Genomic DNA, 21,263 nt, shown 5'->3' on the forward strand with positions numbered 1-21,263 from the left:
ATCGAGATCAAGGAAGGCAAAGAGCTCCGGAAGGACATCAAGGACGGCAAGGCTGAAGTCGAGGGGAAAATTCAGGACATAGGCCAGAAGCTGTCCGAGGTCGTCCTGGGCGGCGGCGTCGTCCCGGGCGCCTCGGACACGGAGGCGAGGCTCGCCGCACTGGAGAGCACCGTGCAGGAGTTGGGCCACTTCATCGCCCAATCGCTGCGGCCCGATCTCGGCGCAGGCGCGCTAGCGTACGACGACGTGCAGGCGCAGCAGGCGCGTTCAAAGGATGAGAAGGACCTCAAGGACGCCGAGCGCCTCGGCTAGGGGCCCCATGATCCTCGTCCTATGCGGTGACGGCGACCCCTCCGCTGTCTGGGCGGCCCGAGGCCTCCGGCTGCTCGGGGCGGAGGCGGTCGTCGTCACGGCCGCCGAGCTCGTCTGCGCACTGAGGGTAGTCCACACCGTGGACGACGGCGGGACCCGGCTCCAGCTCGACCTGCCTCTGGGGCGCTCGTGGACTGGACGGGACGGACCTCGACCAGTCAGAGGGATCCTGAACCGGCTCGCCGACATTCCCGTCCCCACGATGCCGGGCCTGCCTGCGGAAGACCGTGCCTATGCGCGCGAAGAGCTGCGGGCGCTCACCACATCGTGGCTGTCGTCCCTGGCCGCCGAGGGCGTGGCGTTCATCGGCAAGCCTCATCCTGCCGGGTTTGCGGGAGAGTGGCGGTACCCGACCGAGTGGGCCGCGCTCGCGTCGGCTGCGGGCCTCGGCACCCGTCCGTTCGCTCTGACTCCGGACCGTCCGTCGCCCGCAGTGGAGTCCGACGACCTCGGCGCGGGGGCGGGCAGCGGGGGAAGCGCCGTCGTGCTCTGCGGACAGGTGTTCGGGACGGCGCCGCCGGAACGGGCGCGGCAGCTCGCGCTCCTCGCGTCCCTCGCGGATGCCGACACCCTCGGTGTCCAGTTCGACGTCCTGGGCCGGATCAGCCAGATCGGGCTGCTGCCCGATCTGCGGGTCGCCGGTGCCGCAGGGCTCACCGTGCTCACGGGGGCGCTGTCCGGCTTGCCGGTCGGCTCCCGCTCGGGACGGGCGGCGCCGTGATCCTCTTGTTCGGCATCCCCTCGGAGCCCCCGCTGCGGCTCGTTCTCGAGCGGCTCGAGGCTCGCCGCGCGAAATTCCTGATGGTCGACCAGCGGGACTGGGCCGGCTGCGACCTCCGAGTCGAGGTCGGCGGCAGGCGGCTGACCGGGCACCTCGACACCCCGGCGGCCACGGTCGCGCTTGAGGCCGTCCACGGAGCCTATGTGAGGCTGATGGACGACTCGAGACTGCCGGACTTGGCCGGTCTCCCTGCGGACGCGCCAGACCGTGTGCGCTGCCGGGGCTTCCACACCGTGCTCGGCGAATGGCTCGAGGCGACGCCGGCCCGCGTGCTCAACCGCGCACGCCCGCAGGCATCGAACGCGTCCAAGCCGTACCAGGCCCAGCGGATCTCGGCGGCGGGGTTCTCGGTCCCGGCGACGCTCGTGACGAACGATCCGGCCGAGGTCCTCCGCTTCCGTGCGCGCTACGGCAGGATCGTCTACAAGTCGGCGAGCGGGATCCGGTCGATCGTGCGCGAGTTCACGGACGCCGATGAGGCGAGGCTCGACCTCGTCAGATGGTGTCCCGTCCAATTCCAGGAGTACGTTCCGGGCGTGGACGTCCGGGTTCATGCGGTAGGGCACGAGGTGTTCGCGACAGCCATCGAGAGTGACAGCACGGACTACCGGTATGCGAGTCGGGACGGGGGAACCTCCGACCTTCGTGCCACACGGCTGAGCCCGGACATCGAGGAGCGCTGCGTCTCATTGGCCGAGGCGCTGGGCCTGCCTCTGGCGGGAATCGACCTTCGCGTGGCCCCAGGCGGGCGCATCGTGTGCTTCGAGGTGAATCCGTCACCGGCGTTCAGCTTCTACGAGCAGCACACGGGCCAGCCGATCTCGGCGGCGATCGCAGACTGGCTCGCCGCCTGACGCACGCGGGTACGCTTGTTCCATGCCCACCCAGCGTCAGATCACCGTTCGCCGCGCCCCCAAGTACGTCCCATTCCTCGTGGCCGGCGGCCTCCTCGGCGTGATCATCGCGGCGGCCACCTCCTTCTCGGTCCCGGCCCCGAAGGACTACACGCAAGGATCGGTGTTCGGCTACTTCCTGGTCCTCTTCGCGGCCGGCGGAGTGCTCGTGGGCGCCGTGGTTGCCCTCATCCTGGACCGCGTCTCGCTGCGCCGCGCCGAGCGGGCCACAGTCGAGGAAGTCGAGGAGCCCGCCAGCGCCGCTCCCGGCGCCCCCGCGCAGGGCGAGGAGACGCACGACGCCGGCCCCGCGCCGTCGTCCGCCGATCCCACCGACGCGTCGGCGGACCACCGTACAGAAGGCGGCGCATCCGCCTGAGAAGATGTGGCCCACGCGATACCTGCCCGGCTATCGCCTGCGCCGTGAGACAATCAACCAGTGGTACGCGGTGACGGACTCCTCTCCCTTGATTTAGACCCCCTCGACAAAGGCCCCCAAGACGCCTGTGGCGTCTTCGGCGTGTGGGCGCCCGGCGAAGAAGTCGCCAAGCTCACCTACTACGGCCTCTATGCGCTCCAACACCGCGGACAGGAGTCCGCGGGAATCGCCACGAGCGACGGCACACGCATCAACGTGTACAAGGACATGGGCCTCGTGTCCCAGGTGTTCGACGAGTCGACCCTCAACACGCTGACCGGCCACCTCGCCGTCGGGCACTGCCGGTACTCGACGACCGGCTCAAGCCATTGGGCGAACGCCCAGCCGACGCTCGGAGCCACCGCCAACGGCACCGTGGCCCTAGCGCACAACGGAAACCTGACCAACACGGCAGAGCTCCACAAGGCCATCGACAAGCTCACCGGTGGCGAGCTGACCGGCGAGATGAAGCAGGGCAACACGTCGGACACGGCCCTCGTCACCGCACTCCTGCATGGCCAGGAGGGTCATACGCTCGAGGAGACCGCCATGGAGCTCCTCCCGAAGATCCGCGGCGGCTTCTGCTTCGTCTTCATGGACGAGACCACCGTCTACGCAGCCCGCGACACCTACGGCATCCGCCCGCTGTGCCTCGGGCGCCTCGAGCGAGGCTGGGTTGTCGCATCGGAGCAGTCAGCCCTCGCAACCGTCGGGGCGAGCTTCATCCGCGAGATCGAGCCGGGCGAGTTCATCGCGATCGACGAGCACGGCGTCCGCTCCCAGCGCTTCGGCGAGCCCACGCCGGCGGGGTGTGTCTTCGAGTACGTGTACCTTGCCCGCCCGGACGCGGCAATCGCCGGGCGCTCGGTGTACGAGTCACGCGTCGAGATGGGTCGTCAGCTGGCCCGCGAGAACCAGCACGACGCCGACATCGTGATCCCGGTGCCCGAGTCCGGAACTCCCGCCGCAGTCGGCTACGCCGAGCAGTCAGGCATCCCGTTCGCGCACGGGTTCGTCAAGAACTCCTACGTGGGCCGCACGTTCATCCAACCGTCCCAGACGCTGCGCCAGCTCGGCATCCGCCTCAAGCTCAACGCACTCGAGTCCGTGATCCGCGGCAAGCGTGTGGTGGTGGTAGACGACTCGATCGTGCGCGGGAACACGCAGCGCGCGATCGTGCGCATGCTCCGCGAGGCCGGGGCCAAGGAGGTCCACGTCAAGATCTCATCGCCGCCCGTGAAGTGGCCGTGCTTCTACGGCATCGACTTCGCCTCGCGGGCCGAGCTCATCGCGAACGGCGCCACGATCCACGAAATCTCCCAGGCCATCGGCGCCGACTCGCTCGGGTACATCTCCGAAGAGGGCATGATCTCCGCCACCCAGCAGCCGCGAGAGCGCCTGTGCACCGCGTGCTTCACCGGCCAGTACCCGATCGAGTTGCCGAGCGCGGACAAGCTCGGCAAGCACCTCCTCGAGCGCCGGAATGCGGCTGGGGGCAGCGCTGCACCGGCGGAGATCCCGGTCGACGCTGTCCCAGACGCAGAGGACGGTGGCCACCCCGGCTCGACCGGCTGCGATCCCGGCCCGGACGCCGAATTCGAACCCCTGCTGAGCGACGCGGACCGGAGAGAGACCGTATGAGCGCCCGCACCCCCGAGCAGTCTCGCGCCGGCACGGGAATGGCCTCCCCAGCGATCACCTACGCCGCGGCCGGCGTCGACGTCGAAGCCGGGGACCGCGCCGTCGAGCTCATGAAGGACGCCGTCAAGGCTACCCACAACTCTTCGGTGCTGGGCGGCGTCGGCGGCTTTGCGGGATTGTTCGACGTCTCGCGCCTCACGGGCTTCAGGCGCCCGCTGCTCGCCACCTCGACCGACGGTGTCGGAACGAAGGTCGCGATCGCGCAGGCGATGGACGTGCACGACACGATCGGCTTCGACCTCGTCGGCATGGTAGTGGACGACATCGTCGTTGTCGGCGCGGAGCCGCTGTACATGACGGACTACATCGCGTGCGGCAAGGTCGTCCCGGAGCGAATCGCTGACATCGTCCGCGGCATCGCGGCCGCGTGCTCCGTGGCGGGAACCGCACTCGTGGGCGGCGAGACCGCCGAGCATCCGGGCCTGCTCGGCGAGAGCGAGTACGACGTCGCGGGCGCGGCCACCGGTGTCGTCGAGGCGGACGCCCTTCTCGGACCCGACCGCGTGCGCGCAGGCGACGTCGTGATCGGCATGGCTTCCTCGGGCATCCACTCGAACGGCTACTCTCTGGTGCGACGGGTCATCAACCACGCCGGCTGGGCGCTGGATCGCCAGGTTTCCGAGCTCGGGCGCACCCTCGGCGAGGAACTGCTCGAGCCGACCCGCGTGTACGCCGCGGACTGCCTCGACCTCGTGCGGGCGCTCAACGGCACTGCCGGCGGAGACGAGCTGTCGCTGCGCGGGTTCTCGCATGTCACCGGCGGAGGCCTTGCCGCGAACCTCGCGCGCGTGCTGCCCAAGGGCCTCGTTGCGACCGTGGACCGCTCCACATGGGAGCTCCCGGCCATCTTCAAGGTCGTCGCCGAGGCGGGCAACGTGCCCCAGGCCGACCTCGAGCGCACGCTGAACCTCGGTGTGGGCATGGTCGCGATCGTCGCCCCCGACGCCGCGGACGCCGCCCTCGCCCGCCTCGCGGAGCGTGGACTGCCGTCGTGGGTCATGGGACAGGTCGGCGCGGATGACCTCGCCGGTCCTGCTGCTCGCGCAGCGGCCGCTGGGCCCGACTACGTCCAGGGCGCTAAGGGCGTGGACGGCGGCGCGGTCCGCTTAGTCAACACCTACGCCTGATCCACCCGCGTGCGGCCAGTTCGCGCCGTCCCGTATCGTCTGGCGCGACCGCGCGTCAGCCAGCGGTCACCGAGGCGTACGCCAAGGCGCTCGCACCGTCCTGATCCGAATTCCGGTGGACCGGCACTTCCCCGTGTCAGGAGCGTCTGGCAGCGTGGAGCCATGGTGGAGAAGCCGCAGGAGACCGCGCACGATGCCGTCCCAGCCTTCGACTGGGACCCCCGCACTGCAGAAGTCCAGGCGGACCAGATCGCGGCGTACGACGCCATGCGGGCGAGATGCCCCGTGGCACTCGGCGCGCAGGGCAACTGGGCCGTGTTCAACCACGCGGACAACCGCGAAATCCTCGCGGACCCTCGGACCTTCTCCAACGCCGTCTCGGCGCACCTGACTGTCCCCAACGGCATGGACCCGCCCGAGCACGCCCCGTACCGGGCGATCGTGGACAAGTACTACACCCCGTGGCGCATGCACGCCTTTGAGCCCACCTGCCGCGGGATCGCGCACAGGCTCATCGCGGCGCTTCCCCGGCACACCGAGGTGGAGGTCATGGCAGCCCTCGCCGAACCGTTCGCGAACGAGGTGCAATGTGCGTTCATGGGCTGGCCGAAGACGCTCCACGGTCCCCTGCGCGAATGGACCAAGAAGAACCACGCCGCGACGCTGAGACTCGACCGTGCGGCGATGTCCGCGATCGCCCTCGAGTTCGACGGGTACATCCGGGAGCAGCTCGATCTCCGGCGTGGCCCGTCGGCTGCCGCTGGGGGCGCGGCGACGGGCGCGGCGACGGGCACGGCCCCCGACGCGACCGCCGAGCTGCTGGGCGAGGAGATCAACGGCCGGTTGCTCACCGACGAGGAGATCGTCTCGATTGTGCGCAACTGGACGGTAGGCGAGCTCGGCACGATCGCTGCCAGCGTCGGGATCATTGCCCGGTTCCTCGCCGCGAACCCCGATGTGCAGACCGACCTGCGGGGCCGGAGGCACGACGGCGCGCTGCTCGCCCTCGCGAGCGACGAGATCCTCCGGCTCGACGCGCCGCTGATCGCGAACCGGCGCCGGACCACCCGAGAGGTGGACCTCGGGGGCCGGAGGATCCCCTCCGGGGAGCGCGTTGTGGTGCTCTGGGCCTCCGCGAACCGGGACGAACGCGTCTTTGGCGATCCCGACGAGTTCAGGCTCGACCGCAATCCGGCCGACAACCTGCTGTACGGGGAGGGCATCCACGCGTGTCCGGGGGCGCCCCTGGCCCGGCTAGAGCTGAGCGTGCTCATGCAGGAGTTGCTCGGCGCGACACAGACCCTCGAGCTTGCCGGCCCACCGCCGGCACGGGCCGCCTATCCCGCAGGGGGCTGGGGAAGCGTCACACTGCGCCTTGGGTGAGGCCCTCCTCGAGCTCCCCGAGGGCCTCGCCCACGTCCGCGCGCCAACGCCATGCGGCCCGGGAATCCCCCCGGCTCGGCCCTTGGTTGACGATCCCGACGGGCTTGCCCTCCCGGACAGCGTCCAGCACGAACCGGAAGCCGCTCATGACCGCCAGGGACGACCCGAGCACGAGGAGGCTGCGCGCGGAGGCGAGCATCGCCGTCGCCCGCTCCTTCCGCTCGAGCGGGACGCTCTCTCCGAAGTAGACGACGTCGGGCTTGAGCATGTCGGATCCGCAGACGAGGCACGGGACCATGACGAACCGCTCGACCCAGTGGGCGTCAAGCTCGATGTCGCCGTCCGGGTTGACCGTGGCGGGATCATGGGCGACCGCCTCCGCGTAGCCTGGGTTGGCCTGCGCGAGACGCTCGTCGAGGTTGATGCGACCCTCTACATTGCCGCAGTTGAGGCACACGACCTTGTCCAGGTCACCGTGGAGGGTTACCAGACGGCGTGTTCCGGCCGCCGCGTGCAGGCCGTCCACGTTCTGGGTCACTACTCCGGCCACGTACCCGCGCCTTTCGAGGTCGGCGAGGATCCGGTGGGCCCGGTTCGGCTCGGCACGATTGAGGTGCCGCCAGCCGACGTAGCTGCGCGCCCAGTATCGATGGCGTGCCGCCGGGTCGTGGCGGAACTCCTGGTAGGTCATGGGCCGGTGCTTGCGCCACGAACCCTGAGGTCCGCGATAGTCAGGAATCCCCGATGCCGTGGACACCCCCGCGCCGGTCAGCACGAGCACGCCGCGGGCCTGAAGCATCGCGAGAATACCGGCGCAGGCGACGGCGGGAGGCTGGGGTTCAGTGGTCTCCGTCACCTCACGCGCGATCGAGCGCAGTGCTGCAGCGTGCGCTCCGGCGACGGCGGGGTGCTCGAACGGATTCAGGGGCTCAACCGATCCGGCGAGAGCCCTCGTCGTCGTCATCGTCGGCAAACTGATCCGCGTACTTGTCCTCGTACTCCGAGTAGTCCGGCTCGGAATCATCGGTGTACCGGTGAGAAGAGTGGCTGGCCTGCGAGCCCAGCTCGCGCTCGAGAGCCGCATAGTCAGTGCTCGGGCTGTAGTACTTGATGTCCCGGGCCTGCTTGGTTGCCTTAGCCTTTTGACGGCCGCGCCCCATGGCGTGACCCCCTCTTTGCGTCGTTCCGGAGGTTGTCGCGAAGGCACGCTCGCGAGGCCCCAGAGTGTCTGATCAATTTGTCGTAGGTCTAGACTACATGTAATTGTGCCGTAGCGCGTATTCGAGCGGCGCTGGCCACTGGCCGTGTGAGCTACAAGGAAGCGAGCCCAGTGCATGAGCACGTCCAAGCTCCCCGACGCGCCGCGCCGGGGCAATTTTCCGCCCCCACCGCCGAAGCCCGAGCACCAGCCCGGCGGTGCTGATCGGCAGCATCCGCCCACTGCGGGCACGGAACCTCGACCGCCCTGGAAGAGGCTCTCGGCGGGCAGCCTGTCCGGGAACGAGCCTTCGGCGAAGGGCCGCTCCGCGACCGGTAAGGCGACCGGGAGCGGCACGAAAAAAAGGACCGGTGCGACGGGGACCGGCCTGACGAGACGTGAGCTGCGGAGGCGGCGCCAGCGCCGTGGAGCGGTATATATGCTTGCGGCGCTGGTGGCCGTCGGACTCATTGTCTGGGGGATCTCCGCCCTCATGGCGGGCGGGTCCCCCAAGTCCTCGGTGCAGGTCACTGCCTACGCCAAGGGCGACTGCTTCGCCGATTTCGACGCCGCCGCCAACTCGGGGGACAAAGTGGACTGCACGGCGGCCCACTCAGCGCAGCTCGTCGGCGTCGAGAAGGCCAGCGACAGCGAGGCGTACCCGGGCCGGGAGGCCCTCGCGCAGCGGTCGGGGCAGCTGTGCAAGGACCCGGGCGTCACGCTCCCGCAGGACACGAGCCACCTCAAGCAGCGCTCCGCCTATCCCAGCCAGGACGGGTGGAAGGGCGGAGACCGCCGCATGGACTGCTACATCGTGAGCACCGACGGGAACACGCTCACCGCGTCCGTTCTCCGCTGACCCCCTGCCGCTGTACCCCGAAGGCCGCTGTACCCCGAATGCCCTGCACCCCGTGGCAGTGACGTCCGGGCCGCGGATCGCCCTTACTGGACCGCGGGCACCTTCCGCTTGACGCTCAGGCCGCTCGTGGCACCGGTGAGGTCCTTGAGGTCCACCTCGACATCGGCGACGTCCACCACCACGGTGTCCCCGTCGACGACCTCCCCGGCGAGGATCTCCCGGGCAAGCCGGTCGCCTATCTCGCGCTGCACGAGCCGGCGGAGCGGGCGGGCGCCGTAGGCGGGGTCGTAACCGGTCATGGCCAGCCATGCGCGGGCGCCGTCACTGACCTCGAGGGTGAGCCGACGCTCGGTCAGGCGGGCCTGGAGCGAGGCGACCTGCAGTTCGACGATCTGGGACAGCTCGTCCACCGAGAGCGCGTCGAACATGATCACGTCATCCAGGCGGTTGAGGAACTCGGGCTTGAACGAGGCGTTGACAACGCTCATCACAGCATCCCGCTTTGACGCGTCGCTCAGTTCGGGCTCCACGAGGAACTGGCTGCCGAGGTTGGAGGTCAGCACCAGGATCACGTTGCGGAAGTCCACGGTGCGCCCTTGGCCATCAGTGAGGCGACCGTCGTCGAGCACCTGCAGGAGGATGTCGAACACCTCGGGGTGGGCCTTCTCAACCTCGTCGAGCAGGATCACCGAGTACGGCCTGCGCCGCACGGCCTCGGTCAGCTGGCCGCCTTCCTCGTATCCGACGTAGCCCGGAGGGGCACCGACGAGACGCGCGACCGCATGCTTCTCGGAGTACTCGCTCATGTCGATGCGCACCATGGCGCGCTCATCATCGAACAGGAAGTCCGCGAGGGCCTTGGCGAGCTCCGTCTTGCCCACGCCGGTCGGGCCGAGGAACAGGAACGAGCCTGTGGGCCGGTTCGGGTCGCTGATGCCCGCGCGGGCGCGCCGGACGGCATCGGATACAGCCGCGACCGCCTTCGTCTGTCCGATCAGCCGCTTGCCGAGCTCCTCCTCCATGTGCAGGAGCTTCTGGCTCTCGCCCTGGAGCATGCGCCCCGCAGGGATCCCGGTCCAGGCTGAGATGACCTCAGCGATGTCGTCCGCAGTCACCTCCTCGGCAACCATAGTGGCCTTTCCGGAGACCTGTTCCTCCGCTGCCGATGCCTCCTTGAGCTCTCGCTCGAGAGTCGGGATCTCGCCGTACAGGATCCGGGACGCCTCACCGAGATCGCCCTCGCGCTGGGCCTTGTCCGCCAGGGAGCGCAGCTCGTCGAGCTTGGCCTTGAGCTCGCCGACCCGGTTGAGCCCGGCCTTCTCGGCCTCCCAGCGTGCGTTGAGCGCCGCGAGCTCCTCCTTCTTGTCCGCCATGTCCTCGCGGAGGGCCGCGAGCCGCTCGAGGCTCGCCGCGTCCGTCTCGCCCTCGAGGGCGAGCTCCTCCATGGTGAGGCGGTCGACGGCGCGACGGAGCTGGTCGATCTCCTCTGGCGCCGAATCGATCTCCATCCGCAGCCGTGACGCGGCCTCGTCGACGAGGTCGATGGCCTTGTCCGGCAGTTGGCGGCCGGAGATGTACCGGTTCGAGAGGGTCGCAGCCGCCACGAGCGCCGAGTCGGCGATGGCAACCTTGTGGTGCGCCTCGTAGCGCTCCTTGAGGCCGCGCAGAATCGCGATCGTGTCATCCACGCTCGGCTCGCCCACGAACACCTGCTGGAAACGGCGCTCGAGTGCGGCGTCCTTCTCGATGTTCTCGCGGTACTCGTCGAGGGTGGTGGCGCCGATGAGCCGCAGCTCGCCGCGGGCCAGCATGGGCTTGAGCATGTTGCCGGCGTCCATCGAGGAGTCCCCGGTCGCTCCTGCGCCGACCACGGTGTGGATCTCGTCGATGAACGTGACGATCTGCCCCTCGGAGGCCTTGATCTCCTCGAGGACGGCCTTGAGCCGCTCTTCGAATTCGCCGCGGTACTTCGCGCCTGCGACCATCGATCCGAGGTCGAGGGAGATGAGTGTCTTGCCGCGGAGGCTCTCGGGGACGTCGCCGGCCACCATGCGCTGGGCAAGGCCCTCGACCACCGCCGTCTTGCCCACACCCGGCTCCCCGATGAGCACAGGGTTGTTCTTGGTGCGGCGCGAGAGGACCTGGATGACGCGACGGATCTCGGCGTCGCGTCCAATCACCGGGTCGAGCTTGCCGGACCGGGCGATGGCGGTAAGGTCCGTCCCGTACTTCTCGAGCGCCTGAAAAGTCCCCTCAGGGTCCGGGGAGTCCACCTTGCGGTCGCCACGCACCCCGGGAAGCGCAGCTTTGAGCGACTCGAGCGCTGCGCCGTTGTCACGCAGCGCCTTGCCCACCGCGCCGCCGTCGGCCGCGAGCCCGAGCAGGAGGTGCTCGGTGGAGACGAATGAGTCCCCCATCTGCTCGGCCTGCTGCTGCGCGGCGCTGATGACCTGCAGCCCTTGGCGGCTGAGCTGCGCCTGGGCCACGGTGCTGCCCGAGCTGGCCGGGAGGGCCTTGATGGCCGTGCTGGCCGCGACGCTCACCGAATCCGGGTCCGCGCCTGTGGCTCGCAGGAGGGCGACGGCGACGCCGTCGCGCTGGTCCATGAGCGCCTTGAGGAGGTGCGCAGGCTCAATCTGGGGGTTGCCCGCCGTCGAGGCGTTCATGGCAGCCGCGGAGAGCGCCTCCTGGCTCTTCGTGGTGAATTTGACGTCCAAAACGAGTTCCCTTCCACACAGCTTCCAGCTCCATCCAACCGCGATGCCCTTATCAAGGTCAACGCATCTAAGTTGAGTGTAGGCGACTCAACTTATCGCGGCAAATTGATCACTCGAATCGAGGGGACCAAGTCCCGGGTCTCACGGGGTGGGATGCTTGTCCCCATGGCGATCCTCATCGACTCACCGGTCTGGCCCGCGCACGGGACAGTGTTCGCGCACCTCGTCTCCGACCTGTCCCTCGCGGAACTGCACGCATTCGCCGCCGCGGCAGGCATCCCCGAGCGTGCCTTCGACGAGGACCACTACGACGTCCCGGAACGCCGCCACGCCGAGCTCGTGGCCCGGGGCGCCATGGAGGTCAGCGGGCGGGATCTCGCCCGCGCGCTCATCGCCTCGGGCCTGCGCGTGCCCGCCCGCGAGCGGGCCAAGGCGCTCGAACTCCCGCTCATCCAGCGGTGGCAGGCCCTCCTGCCGGGCCGTCAGGACCTGGGCCGGGAACTCCTGACACGGTGGGCCGAGCCGCACCGGCGCTACCACACACGAGCGCACCTCTTCGCCGTCCTGACCTCCCTCGAGAGGATTGCCGCCCGCAAGGAGTCCCCCCGGGACGTACCGCGCGCCGTCGTGCTCGCCGGATGGTTCCACGACGCGGTGTACAGCGCCACGGCGGCGGCCCCGGGTGCCGATGAGGAGGATTCCGCGCGCCTCGCGGAGCACCGCCTCGCCGAGGCGGGGCTCCCCGACGCGGAGATCGGCGAGGTGGGCCGACTCGTGCGGCTCACCTCCCAGCACTCCCCCGAGGCGCACGACGCCGCCGGGCAGCTCCTGTGCGACGCGGACCTTGCGGTGCTGGGCCGGGACGCCCACGGCTACCGACGGTACGCGGCGCAGGTCCGCGAGGAGTTCGGCCATGTGCCCGACGAGGAGTTCCGGGCGGGCCGGGCCGCCGTGCTCGAGCACCTTCTGGGCCTCGATCCCCTGTTCCACACGGAGCCGGCGCGCGCGCTGTGGAGCGGCCGGGCGCACGAGAACCTCCGCGCCGAGCTCCGCAACGGGTCCTGGCTGGAAGGCTGAGGCCCCCGGATCTCGCGGGACGGGCGGCTGAGCGCCTACCGGAAAATGTCCCCCCGCACGCCCATGATGAAGCGGTCGCCGGGAACCGCCTTCTGGAGCCAGTCCACCATGTACCAATCGGGAATAGCGACGCATCCTGCAGTGGGGACGGGGTTCTCGTGCAGGAAGATCGCGAAGCCCGCGTCCTGGACGATGTCACTGTCCGGCGGCCGGTTGTAGTTGATCACCGCACCCTGGCGGTAGTCGTGCTGGGGGCGGGTGGCGAAGTACCACATGTTCTCGTCGTACCCCACCCAGCTCGAGGACTCGAAGTACGTGTTGTACGTCGGCGTCCATGGATTGCCGCCCCAGCGGCTGTTGGGATTGAGGTTGATGTAGTTCAGCGCCGTTCCCGGATTCCCGAGCCCGAACGCATCAGTCATCGAGTAGCTGCCACTGGGCGAGTAGAGGTCGCGGGTAGGACCGGAAGGAACGCCGGGCGCCTTGAATCCGCTGGCACCGACAGTGCCCGGCGTAGCCCAGTCGTTCACGTAGATACCTGCAATGTTCATGCAGCGGATGATCCATGCGCTGGAGCTCCCGTAGGCCTCGGCGACCGCGAACGTCACTGATCGCGCACCCTGGCTGGAGTACACCGAGCGCGAATCGTTGAGGTAGTCGCACTCGTTGTAGCCGTAGGTGCGGGCGGTCCCGTTGCGCCACGAGATGGCGCCGCCCTGGAACCTCTGGATGCAGTCCGACCCGGAGCAGATCTCATCGGTAGTCGGGTAGCGGAGCCAGCCGTTCTCATAGCCCTGCCCGGCCCACGCGTCGCGGATTCCCCCCACCGAGATATGCGCCCCCGTACCCGCCGACCAGACAATGGCTCCGCCCTCGTACATCTGGTAGCAGCCTCCGTCACGGAGGCCGCAGACCTCGTCGGTGGTGGGGTAGCCCATCCGGCCGTTCTCATAGCCGTACGCGGCCCACGTGCCGCGGATTCCCCCGACCGAGATATGCGCCCCCGTACCAGGCGACCAGACGATCGCCCCCGCCTCATAGGACTGGTAGCACCCACCCGACCGCAGGCCGCACACCTCGTCGGTGGTGGGGTAGCCCATCCGGCCGTTCTCATAGCCGTACGCGGCCCACGTGTCGCGGATTCCCCCCACCGAGATATGCGCCCCCGTACCAGGCGACCAGACGATGGCTCCGCCCTCGTACATCTGGTAGCACCCGCCCGACCGCAGGCCGCAGACCTCGTCGGTGATGGGGTAGCCCATTCGGCCGTTCTCATAGCCGTACGCGGCCCACGCGCGGCGGATCGCCCCGACCGAGATCCGGGCCCCCGTGCTGGAGGACCAGACGATCGCGCCGTTCTCGTACATCTGGTAGCAGCCGCCCGAGCGCAATCCGCACGTTTCGGGGCCCGTCGGCATGCCCATACGACCCGCGGGCCCGCCCAGCGCCTGATATTTCGCGCCGATAGAGCCGAGCGCGAACCAGGATCCTGTGGCATCGCCCGCATAGAGTGCCGCGCGCTGGAACGCCTGCCACTCCGCCGAGGCGCTCAGGGTCTCCGTGTCCGCGATGGGATACCCCGCCACCCCGGCGCCCGGCTCACCTGCAGCGAGGTACGCGGTGAGTACTCTGCCTGTCACCGACCATGCCCCGGTTGCCTGGCTCCAGTAGATCCGGCCGCCTGAGAAGATCTGGTAGCAGCCACCGTCAGCCGTGCAGACCGGATCTCCGCTGGCCGCCCCCAACCGGCCGCTGGGACCTCCCAGCTCGGCGTACTTGGTGGCGATCGCCGCCACCCCGGGAGACACCGGGACGGGAGTGGCCGCGGCCGCACTCGGAGCGGCGGCCTGAACGGACGGCGTCGTGGGGCTGGCCTGGGAGGGCCCGCCCGTCGAGACGCCGCTCGGGGCGGGGCTCGGCGTCGTCGGTCCGGCCGCCGTTGTAGGGGGCACCGCCGCGACCGAGGATGTGGGCGTCGAGGGAGCGGGCGCTGACGCCGTGGCTCCCGGGTCGCTCACGACATTGGGGCTGGGTTGGGTGGGCGCGGGGGCCGTGGCCGACGCCTCGCTCACCACGGCCTGCTGGGGGCTCGGCGTAGCGCCATCGGCGTACACGGGCGTGCCTGATCCCGCCATCAGGGCCACGGCGGCGAGGAGGCTGATGAGGGCACGTCTCACGGCATTACCTCCTGGGATGCGACAAAGCTGCAGTCTGCCGAGGTCGCGGCGCCGGCAGAGAGCGGGAGGGAAACGTCACGCTGTTCCCCGGGGGCGAGCGTCTCAGAGTAGGAACTGTGCCCCACCACAAGGGCCCCGGCGTTCGAGGTCAGCGCCACGGCGACGGTGATCGTCATGCGGCTTCCGCTCGCGTTGTGCAGCCTGCCCGTGAAGAGCCAGGAGCCACCGCCCTGGTCCACGCACTGGGCCTTTTGAAGAGTGCCCGCGGAGACAGCATCGCTTGCAGGGCTCGTCGGCGTGGCGGACGACGCCGACGGCGAGCCGGATGCGCTCGGCGATCGCGTCGTCGTGCTCGTCCCGGAGGGGACGGCGCTGGAGGGCGAAGCTCCGTCCGTCCCGCCGCCGGGCGTGCAGGCGCTCAGTCCGAACGCTGCAGTGGCTGCGAGAATGGCGCATACCGCTCGCTTCACCCGGCCCCCCTCAGGTCAGGGAGCCCCCCTGCAGCGCTCCTGAGCAGAGACTAAATGCAAAGGCAGCCGCATACCACCATTGACTGGAATTATTTCCTGGAAACCGTCCCCTCGACGTCTCCCGCCCGCCAGGCGGCGACGGGCAGGCGCCATTCCGCGTCTCCGGCTGGCGCCATATGGACAAGGGAGACGGACTCGAGGAGGACCTCCTGGCCTTCATGCACGCGGCGCCCCCCTTGGACCGATATGTGAGGGCGGAATCCGCGCCCCGTGTGCTGAGGACTGTGGATTCGCCCTCCGGCAGCCTCGACAGCCTGCCGGATGCGATCATGCAGCGCCTGCAGCGCGGCGTCCTCCTCGACAAGGGAGACCCGCACCCGGCCGCGGTAGCCGAAATCCGCATCCTTTCCTACCCGGACACGGAGCGGCTCGACTGCTTGCGGAGACGAAAAAGCCCCGGCAACCGCCAGAACGGCGGCCTCCGGGGCCATGTCAAAGCGCAGCAATGTCACGTGGAGCGGCCAATGCCGCTTGCCGAAGCGCTGTCCCACCCCTGCGGGCTCGACGAAAGCGACGACAACGAAGGGCTGCAGACCCCCGTGGTCGCCGCTCACGACATCGCCCTTCAGGGGTCAGCTGCGCTCGGCCTGATCGGACGCGGCCTGCTCGCCAGCCTCGGCCACCGTCTTGATGGCCGAGACCTCGAACTCGAGCAGGATCCGGTCGGAGACCTGGACACCGCCCGAATCGAGCGCGGCATTCCAGTTGACGCCGAAGTCCTTGCGGTCGATCCGGCGGGAGCCTTCGAAGCCAGCACGCATATTGCCGAAGGGGTCCGTCTCGATGCCAACGAACTCGATCGGAACGGCGATCTCCTTCGTCACACCGCGAATCGTCAGGTCGCCGTTGACGATGAAGCTGTTGTCCTCGACCTGGTCGATGCGCTTCGAACGGAACGTGATCTCCGGGTAGTGCGGGGCATCGAAGAAGTCGTTCGTGCGCAGGTGCTCGTCACGCTGCGCATTGCGGGTGTCGATGCTCGCCACCTTGATGGTGACGTTGACGGACGAGTTTGTCGGCTCGTCGACGTCGACGTTGATGACGCCTTCGACGTCATTGAACGCGCCGCGGACCTTGGTGACCATCGCATGCCGCGTCGAGAAGCCGACCCTCGTGTGGGCAGGATCCAACTTCCACTCGCCGGCAAGTGAACTATCGAGTTCGGGCATTCGTGCCTCCTTATCAGGTCAAACCTATAGTGCGCTATCCGCGTAGTCCAAGAGCGGGGCAACTACCTCGACGCGCCGCCTCAGTAGCCGTAGCTTGCCAGCAGCCGTTTTGAGGGCACGATCTCCTTGCCCAGGGGCATGAGCGAGACCGGGATGAGCTTGAGGTTCGCGATGGCCAGCGGAATGCCGACGATCGTTGACGCCATGGCAATCGCGGTCGCGACGTGGCCGATCGCGATCCAGATTCCTGCCACGAGCAGCCAGATGATGTTGCCGACCGTGGACGCGGCCCCGACACGGCCGCCCCTGTCCACGATGGTGCGCCCGAACGGCCAGAGGGCATACGAGGCGATGCGGAAGGAGGCGATGCCCCACGGGATGGTGATGATCAGCGCACAGCAGACCACACCGGCGAGGAAGTATCCGAGGGCCAGGACGAAGCCGCCGAAGATGAACCAGATGAGATTCAGAAGGGTCTTCATAGTCACCAGTCTGCCGCTAATACGGCCGCCGGCAGTAGTCCTCCCGGTCTTCGGTCCCCGCCCTCCGCTGGAAGGGCGACCGGTTGCTAGCCTAGGGGAAGAGGCGTTCAGGCCTCCCGGACGAGGGAACCCAGTACCCGGAAAGCGACAAGACTGGCAGGAAAGGGTTCCTCATGTCCTGGCTCGTCCTTCTCGGTTCCGGCGCCCTCGAGGCCGTGTGGGCCGCAGCCCTCGAACGCTCACGCGGCCTCCGCGCGCCGCTGCCCACGCTCGTCTTCGCGTGCGCGTTGGCGGCGAGCATGGGCGGGCTGGCATGGGCGCTGATCGAGATCCCCGTCGGCACTGGCTATGCAGTCTGGGTCGGGGTGGGAGTGGTGCTCACCGCTGTCTACGCGATGGTCCGGCGCCTCGAGCGGACGACGGCGGCACGCATCCTCGCGCTCCTGGGCATCGCCGCGTGCGTCGCCGGGCTCAAGGCGGTGGGCTAGCAATGGCGTGGCTCGTTCTCCTGTGCTCTGCAGTGCTCGAGGCGGTGTGGGCCACGGCGCTCTCGGCCTCCGAGGGCTTCACGCGGCTCGGGCCCTCGATCCTGTTTGCCGTGGCCACGGCCGCGAGCATGGCTGGCCTCGCCTATGCGATGCGGCGCATTCCACTCGCGACGGCCTACGCCGTATGGGTAGGCGTGGGCGCATCTCTCACCGTTGGGTGGGCCATGCTGACAGGAGCCGAGGCGTTCAGCTGGCCGAAGCTCGCGCTCATCGCCGGTATTGTCGCGTGCTCGGCCTGGCTCAAGGCCCTGGGGGCGCGGGACGCCGCCGCGGTCCCGGGGGACGCGGCGGCGACGCCGGGCGCTACTCCGCCGAGGCCCGGGGACCTCCAGTGAACTGCGAGACCCAGCGGGAAGGGTCGGCCACACGGAACTGCCGGCCCGTGACCTCCGCCGGGACGATCCGCACGAAGAATGCCTTCTCCCCAGACTGCCAGGGGAACAGCGGCAGCGCGACGGCCTCGACGATCTCGGAGGTGTCCAGCACGGGCTCAAGCACTCCGTGGACTACAACGGACCACGCCTCGTTGGCCTCCGCCTCATAGCCGTCCACCTCGAACACCACGGGGAGGTGCTCCATGGAGGCCGCGAGCTTGGTGCCCGGCGCGGTGCGGAAGAGCACGGTTCCGCGGTCCACCAGGTAGTTGATGGGGAAGAGTTCGATCCGATCGCCGCCGCTGAAGGCCAGCCGGCCGACGACCATGGTGCGGGTGCGGTCCCACGCGTCCTCTGGAGAGAGGTTGCGGACGCCTTCGGACTGGGTCGGGTTCGTGCGGCTCTCGTGCGTGCTCATGCAGCCAGTCTATGACTCGTCCACTCAGGGACTTAGGGCCCTACGGCCTGCCCCTCTGGGCCGCGTAGGGGCGCGACGTCGCCTCTACGCGGCCCCGGGGTCAGCGGTTGTTGGAGGCCGGGGCGTTCGCCCGGCGCGTGCCGCGGCGTCCCCGGTCTTGGCCCTGGCCGGCGCCCCGCCCCGAGCTGCCGAAGCTGCCACCGGAGGTGCCCCCGGTGCTCGACGTCCATACGGCTTGGCCCGCAGCGCCGCTTCTCGAACCGGCGCCCTGCTGCCGGCGCTGCTTCGGCGCCGCCCCCGCCCGAGCGGCCTGCTCACGGGAGCCCGACTTCTCGTTCCTCGACACGGCCACGTCGTTGCGGTGGGCGGAAGCCGAGGTGCCACGGCCACCCCGGCGGGCAACGTCCTCCTGCGTCGGACGACCCGAGGCGCCCTGGCCCGAGCCTGAACCGCGCCGGGAACGCTTCCGCTGGGCGTTGGCGCCACCGGACTTGCCGCCTCCCTGCTGCGGCATCTTCGCGGCGACGGCAGCGGCGCGCTCGGCAGGGTCGACGTACTCAGCGCGCTCCCCCACGAGCGCGAGCACCTCCGGCGAGGCCGACGTGACGGGAGTGACCTCGACCTTCACACCGGCGTCTCGGAGGAGCTTACGGACGTCCTGCTTCTGCTCCGGGAGCACGATCGTCACGACGGTGCCCTCCGAACCCGCTCGGGCCGTACGGCCCGAGCGGTGCAGGTAGGCCTTGTGTTCGGCCGGCGGATCGACGTGGACCACGAGCTCGACGTCGTCCACATGGACGCCCCGCGCTGCGACATCGGTCGCGACGAGCACACTGACCGCACCCGAGGCGAAGTCGGCGAGGTTGCGGTCGCGGGCGTTCTGGGAAAGGTTGCCGTGGAGGTCGACCGCGGGGATGCCGGCCTTGGTGAGCTGCTGCGCGAGCCTCTTGGCGTGGTGCTTGGTGCGCATGAACAGCATGCGCCGGCCCTTGCCTGCGGCGAGCACCTCGATCAGATTCTTCTTGCTCGCTGCGTCCTGCGTGAGCAGGACGTGGTGCTCCATGGTGCTCACGGCTGCCTGCGGCGCGTCGACGGAGTGGGTGAGCGGATTGTGGAGGTAGCGCTTGACGATCTTGTCCACGCCGTTGTCCAGAGTCGCGGAGAAGAGGAGGCGCTGGCCGCCCTCGGGCGTCTGGTCGAGGAGGCGCTTCACCACGGGCAGGAAGCCGAGGTCCGCCATGTGGTCCGCCTCGTCGAGGACGGTCACCTGGACGTCCGAGAGCGAGACAATGCCCTGCCGGCCGAGGTCCTCGAGGCGCCCCGGGCACGCGATGACGATGTCCACACCGGCCGCGAGCGCCCGCTCTTGGCGGGCCTGGGAGACGCCGCCGTAGATCACCGTGGTCTTGAGGCCGAGGGCCGCCGCCAGAGGCGCTACGGTCGTATCGATCTGGGTGGCGAGCTCCCGTGTCGGGGCGAGGACGAGGCCCACAGGGCGGCCGGTCGCACGACGGCGCCCGCCGACGTGCGCTGCCCCGCTCGCGGCTGCGTGGCTCGCCTCGGCAAGGCGGGCCACGAGCGGGAGGGCGAACGCAATGGTCTTGCCCGAACCCGTGCGGCCGCGGCCGAGGACGTCGCGGCCGGCAAGCGTGTCCGGAAGGGTCTTGGTCTGGATGGGGAACGGCGTCTCAATGCCCTGCCCCGTGAGGATGGAAGCGAGGGCGGCGGGCACGCCGAGGGAAACGAAGGTGTTTTCAGCCATAGCTGTAGTGCAACTCCAGCGTCGGATCGGCCCCACGAACCAAACCGGCGCGCGGGGGTCGCCGAGGAAAGGGAGCCTGGCCTCACCGCCGTACCCGGACGGCACCCTGACGGGCAATCGTATGCGGGCAGCGGGGCCTGTCAACGCGTTCATCGACGCAGACGTACGTAAGTACGCCACTTGTCCATTCTACACGGTGCCCAGAGTCGCTAGTCCACGCTCGCTGGCAGCGCCCCGCGGCCAAGGTCCACTCGGCCCGTCGCCCGGCTGTCCGGACCGATGAGCACGCCCATCCGTTTAGTCATGCGCAGGATCACCAGGCTCTCGAGGAGCTCGATTCCCGGAACCTTCTCCTGCAGCGCGAGCTCGGCATTCATGACGTCGGCCACCGAGCGCAGCCACATCGTCACGATGAAGTTCGCCTGCCCCGTGATTGATGCCGCGAGACGGACCGTCCGCAGGGACCGCACGGCCGCTGCTGCGGCCGCGTGCTGCCCGGGAGGGACACGTGCGTACCACGTGCACGTCACGGGGAAGCCGACGGCCCGCTGAGCCACGTCGCAGCGGAAGGACACGAGTCCCGACCCGAGGACCCGTGCCAGCTGCCGCTGCACGGTGGAGGGAGTCCGGCCGAGTTCCTTGGCCATCTGCGCGGGCGTCACCCGGCCGTCGCGGGCCAGGAGAGGCAGCAGGTCCCGGCAGGCGGAGGTAATGGGGCCCTCCGTGCGGTGCTGTGCGTTGAGGGCGGCGAACGCGGATGCCTTCCTCGGATCCAGCGCCGAGATGCGCCAGGCGTGTCCGGCCTGGTGCAGTCTCGTCCCGAGGGAGGTCTGGATCCTCTCGACACCGGGCAGGGCGAGGATCGCGGGCGCAATCCGGCCGGCGTAGTCGACCGCGGTCGCCGAGAATACCGTGAGGACACAGTCGTGGTGCCCTGAGGGCAGCTCAACCGTCTGGACCTCTGGAATCGCGTTGAGCTCCTCTGCCACTGACATGACCTGGCCCGGGGCACAGTCCACGTCGACGAAGGCGAGGTTCATCTCCGTGGGATCGCCGAGCTCGTAGGCGACGATCCAGGCGAGCCCCTCGGAGCGGATCCGCTCCCAGCGCGCGGCGAGCGTCGCAGGCCGCGTGCCGAGGATCTCCCCCGCGTCCTGCCACGTGACCCGCGGCGCTATCTGGAGGGCGTTGATGAGCTCGAGGTCTGCCTCCGAGAGCAGCCCAGGGTTCACGCCTGATGCACGCCTTCGCGGGTCTTCGGTCTTGAAATGCATGAT

23 protein-coding genes and 1 riboswitch are annotated in these 21,263 nt (G+C 69.2%); of the genes, 12 read left to right on the top strand and 11 right to left on the bottom strand.

The features are described 5' to 3' along the window. The 7 genes from LF262_RS11070 to LF262_RS11100 all read left to right on the top strand — a co-directional run. On the top strand, nucleotides 1-312 hold a 312-nt coding region (locus tag LF262_RS11070; protein ID WP_235780451.1), incomplete at its 5' end, for a hypothetical protein. Nucleotides 313-319: 7 nt separating this feature from the next. Beyond that, nucleotides 320-1,093 carry a hypothetical protein gene (locus LF262_RS11075; protein ID WP_235780452.1) on the top strand — a complete coding sequence of 258 codons (774 nt, stop codon included), beginning with the start codon at nucleotides 320-322 and terminating at the stop codon, nucleotides 1,091-1,093. After that, entirely contained in the window at nucleotides 1,090-2,007 is a 918-nt protein-coding gene (locus tag LF262_RS11080) for an MvdC/MvdD family ATP grasp protein (RefSeq protein ID WP_235780453.1), read from the top strand. The genes LF262_RS11075 and LF262_RS11080 overlap by 4 nt, the downstream gene beginning before the upstream one ends. 22 nt (nucleotides 2,008-2,029) lie before the next feature. After that, nucleotides 2,030-2,425 (top strand): hypothetical protein, encoded by a 396-nt coding sequence (locus LF262_RS11085; RefSeq protein WP_235780454.1) that lies wholly within the window; start codon nucleotides 2,030-2,032, stop codon nucleotides 2,423-2,425. A 60-nt stretch (nucleotides 2,426-2,485) separates the two neighbouring features. Beyond that, nucleotides 2,486-4,105, top strand: coding sequence for an amidophosphoribosyltransferase (gene purF / locus LF262_RS11090; RefSeq protein WP_235780455.1), 1,620 nt, complete (start codon nucleotides 2,486-2,488; stop codon nucleotides 4,103-4,105). Further along, nucleotides 4,102-5,292, top strand: coding sequence for a phosphoribosylformylglycinamidine cyclo-ligase (gene purM, locus LF262_RS11095; RefSeq protein WP_235780456.1), 1,191 nt, complete (start codon nucleotides 4,102-4,104; stop codon nucleotides 5,290-5,292). Before purF ends, purM begins: the two co-directional genes overlap by 4 nt. 162 nt (nucleotides 5,293-5,454) lie before the next feature. Continuing rightward, the gene (locus LF262_RS11100; RefSeq protein WP_235780457.1) at nucleotides 5,455-6,675 is read left to right on the top strand and encodes a cytochrome P450; all 1,221 of its coding nucleotides are present in this window, start codon (nucleotides 5,455-5,457) and stop codon (nucleotides 6,673-6,675) included. Here the strand turns inward: LF262_RS11100 and LF262_RS11105 are convergent. Both LF262_RS11105 and LF262_RS11110 read right to left on the bottom strand, forming a co-directional pair. Then, entirely contained in the window at nucleotides 6,656-7,639 is a 984-nt protein-coding gene (locus LF262_RS11105) for an NAD-dependent protein deacetylase (protein ID WP_235780458.1), read from the bottom strand. The genes LF262_RS11100 and LF262_RS11105 overlap by 20 nt on opposite strands. After that, nucleotides 7,605-7,835: a DUF3073 domain-containing protein gene (locus tag LF262_RS11110; protein ID WP_235780459.1), complete on the bottom strand. Its 231-nt coding sequence runs from the start codon at nucleotides 7,833-7,835 to the stop codon at nucleotides 7,605-7,607. Before LF262_RS11110 ends, LF262_RS11105 begins: the two co-directional genes overlap by 35 nt. Before the next feature lie 492 nt (nucleotides 7,836-8,327). Between LF262_RS11110 and LF262_RS11115 the strand changes: the two genes are divergently transcribed. Further along, nucleotides 8,328-8,732: a septum formation family protein gene (locus tag LF262_RS11115; protein WP_235780460.1), complete on the top strand. Its 405-nt coding sequence runs from the start codon at nucleotides 8,328-8,330 to the stop codon at nucleotides 8,730-8,732. An 83-nt stretch (nucleotides 8,733-8,815) separates the two neighbouring features. Here LF262_RS11115 and clpB read toward each other — a convergent pair whose 3' ends face one another. Further along, nucleotides 8,816-11,449: an ATP-dependent chaperone ClpB gene (clpB, locus tag LF262_RS11120; RefSeq protein WP_235780461.1), complete on the bottom strand. Its 2,634-nt coding sequence runs from the start codon at nucleotides 11,447-11,449 to the stop codon at nucleotides 8,816-8,818. 165 nt (nucleotides 11,450-11,614) lie between these two features. On the opposite strand from clpB, the gene LF262_RS11125 reads away from it, so the two are divergent. Then, nucleotides 11,615-12,526: a DUF4031 domain-containing protein gene (locus tag LF262_RS11125; protein ID WP_235780462.1), complete on the top strand. Its 912-nt coding sequence runs from the start codon at nucleotides 11,615-11,617 to the stop codon at nucleotides 12,524-12,526. 35 nt (nucleotides 12,527-12,561) lie between these two features. Here the strand turns inward: LF262_RS11125 and LF262_RS11130 are convergent, their stop codons facing one another. Further along, nucleotides 12,562-14,703 carry a hypothetical protein gene (locus LF262_RS11130; RefSeq protein ID WP_235780463.1) on the bottom strand — a complete coding sequence of 714 codons (2,142 nt, stop codon included), beginning with the start codon at nucleotides 14,701-14,703 and terminating at the stop codon, nucleotides 12,562-12,564. Next, nucleotides 14,700-14,942 (bottom strand): hypothetical protein, encoded by a 243-nt coding sequence (locus LF262_RS11135; RefSeq protein WP_235780464.1) that lies wholly within the window; start codon nucleotides 14,940-14,942, stop codon nucleotides 14,700-14,702. The genes LF262_RS11130 and LF262_RS11135 overlap by 4 nt, the downstream gene beginning before the upstream one ends. A gap of 19 nt (nucleotides 14,943-14,961) precedes the next feature. Here LF262_RS11135 and LF262_RS11140 point away from each other — a divergent pair, with 19 nt between their 5' ends. Then, a complete protein-coding gene (locus tag LF262_RS11140; RefSeq protein ID WP_235780465.1) occupies nucleotides 14,962-15,216 on the top strand; it encodes a hypothetical protein in 255 nt (84 codons plus the stop codon). Between the two features lie 46 nt (nucleotides 15,217-15,262). Here the strand turns inward: LF262_RS11140 and LF262_RS11145 are convergent, their stop codons facing one another. The 3 genes from LF262_RS11145 to LF262_RS11155 all read right to left on the bottom strand — a co-directional run bounded on the left by LF262_RS11145 (nucleotide 15,263) and on the right by LF262_RS11155 (nucleotide 16,884). Then, complete coding sequence (locus LF262_RS11145; protein ID WP_235780466.1) at nucleotides 15,263-15,787, bottom strand: 2'-5' RNA ligase family protein; 525 nt, start codon at nucleotides 15,785-15,787, stop codon at nucleotides 15,263-15,265. A gap of 18 nt (nucleotides 15,788-15,805) precedes the next feature. After that, nucleotides 15,806-16,402 (bottom strand): YceI family protein, encoded by a 597-nt coding sequence (locus tag LF262_RS11150; protein WP_235780467.1) that lies wholly within the window; start codon nucleotides 16,400-16,402, stop codon nucleotides 15,806-15,808. Between the two features lie 80 nt (nucleotides 16,403-16,482). Further along, on the bottom strand, nucleotides 16,483-16,884 hold the full coding sequence (locus LF262_RS11155; protein WP_235780468.1) for a YccF domain-containing protein: 402 nt from the start codon (nucleotides 16,882-16,884) through the stop codon (nucleotides 16,483-16,485). Between the two features lie 97 nt (nucleotides 16,885-16,981). After that, a riboswitch (guanidine-III (ykkC-III) riboswitch) is annotated at nucleotides 16,982-17,045 on the top strand. A gap of 12 nt (nucleotides 17,046-17,057) precedes the next feature. Here LF262_RS11155 and LF262_RS11160 point away from each other — a divergent pair. Continuing rightward, complete coding sequence (locus tag LF262_RS11160; RefSeq protein WP_235780469.1) at nucleotides 17,058-17,372, top strand: DMT family transporter; 315 nt, start codon at nucleotides 17,058-17,060, stop codon at nucleotides 17,370-17,372. A 2-nt stretch (nucleotides 17,373-17,374) separates the two neighbouring features. Further along, nucleotides 17,375-17,767, top strand: a complete 393-nt coding sequence (locus LF262_RS11165; RefSeq protein ID WP_235780470.1) for a DMT family transporter — start codon at nucleotides 17,375-17,377, stop codon at nucleotides 17,765-17,767. On the opposite strand, the gene LF262_RS11170 is transcribed toward LF262_RS11165, so the two are convergent. The 3 genes from LF262_RS11170 to LF262_RS11180 form a co-directional block, all read right to left on the bottom strand. Then, nucleotides 17,736-18,224: a pyridoxamine 5'-phosphate oxidase family protein gene (locus LF262_RS11170; protein WP_235780471.1), complete on the bottom strand. Its 489-nt coding sequence runs from the start codon at nucleotides 18,222-18,224 to the stop codon at nucleotides 17,736-17,738. The two genes, LF262_RS11165 and LF262_RS11170, sit on opposite strands and share 32 nt — an antisense overlap. Before the next feature lie 100 nt (nucleotides 18,225-18,324). Further along, nucleotides 18,325-19,986: a DEAD/DEAH box helicase gene (locus LF262_RS11175; RefSeq protein ID WP_235780472.1), complete on the bottom strand. Its 1,662-nt coding sequence runs from the start codon at nucleotides 19,984-19,986 to the stop codon at nucleotides 18,325-18,327. Between the two features lie 209 nt (nucleotides 19,987-20,195). Beyond that, nucleotides 20,196-21,260, bottom strand: a complete 1,065-nt coding sequence (locus LF262_RS11180; protein ID WP_235780473.1) for an Lrp/AsnC family transcriptional regulator — start codon at nucleotides 21,258-21,260, stop codon at nucleotides 20,196-20,198. Nucleotides 21,261-21,263 lie beyond the last annotated feature (3 nt).

It is taken from the genome of Sinomonas notoginsengisoli (assembly GCF_021554725.1).
Lineage (GTDB): Bacteria > Actinomycetota > Actinomycetes > Actinomycetales > Micrococcaceae > Sinomonas > Sinomonas notoginsengisoli.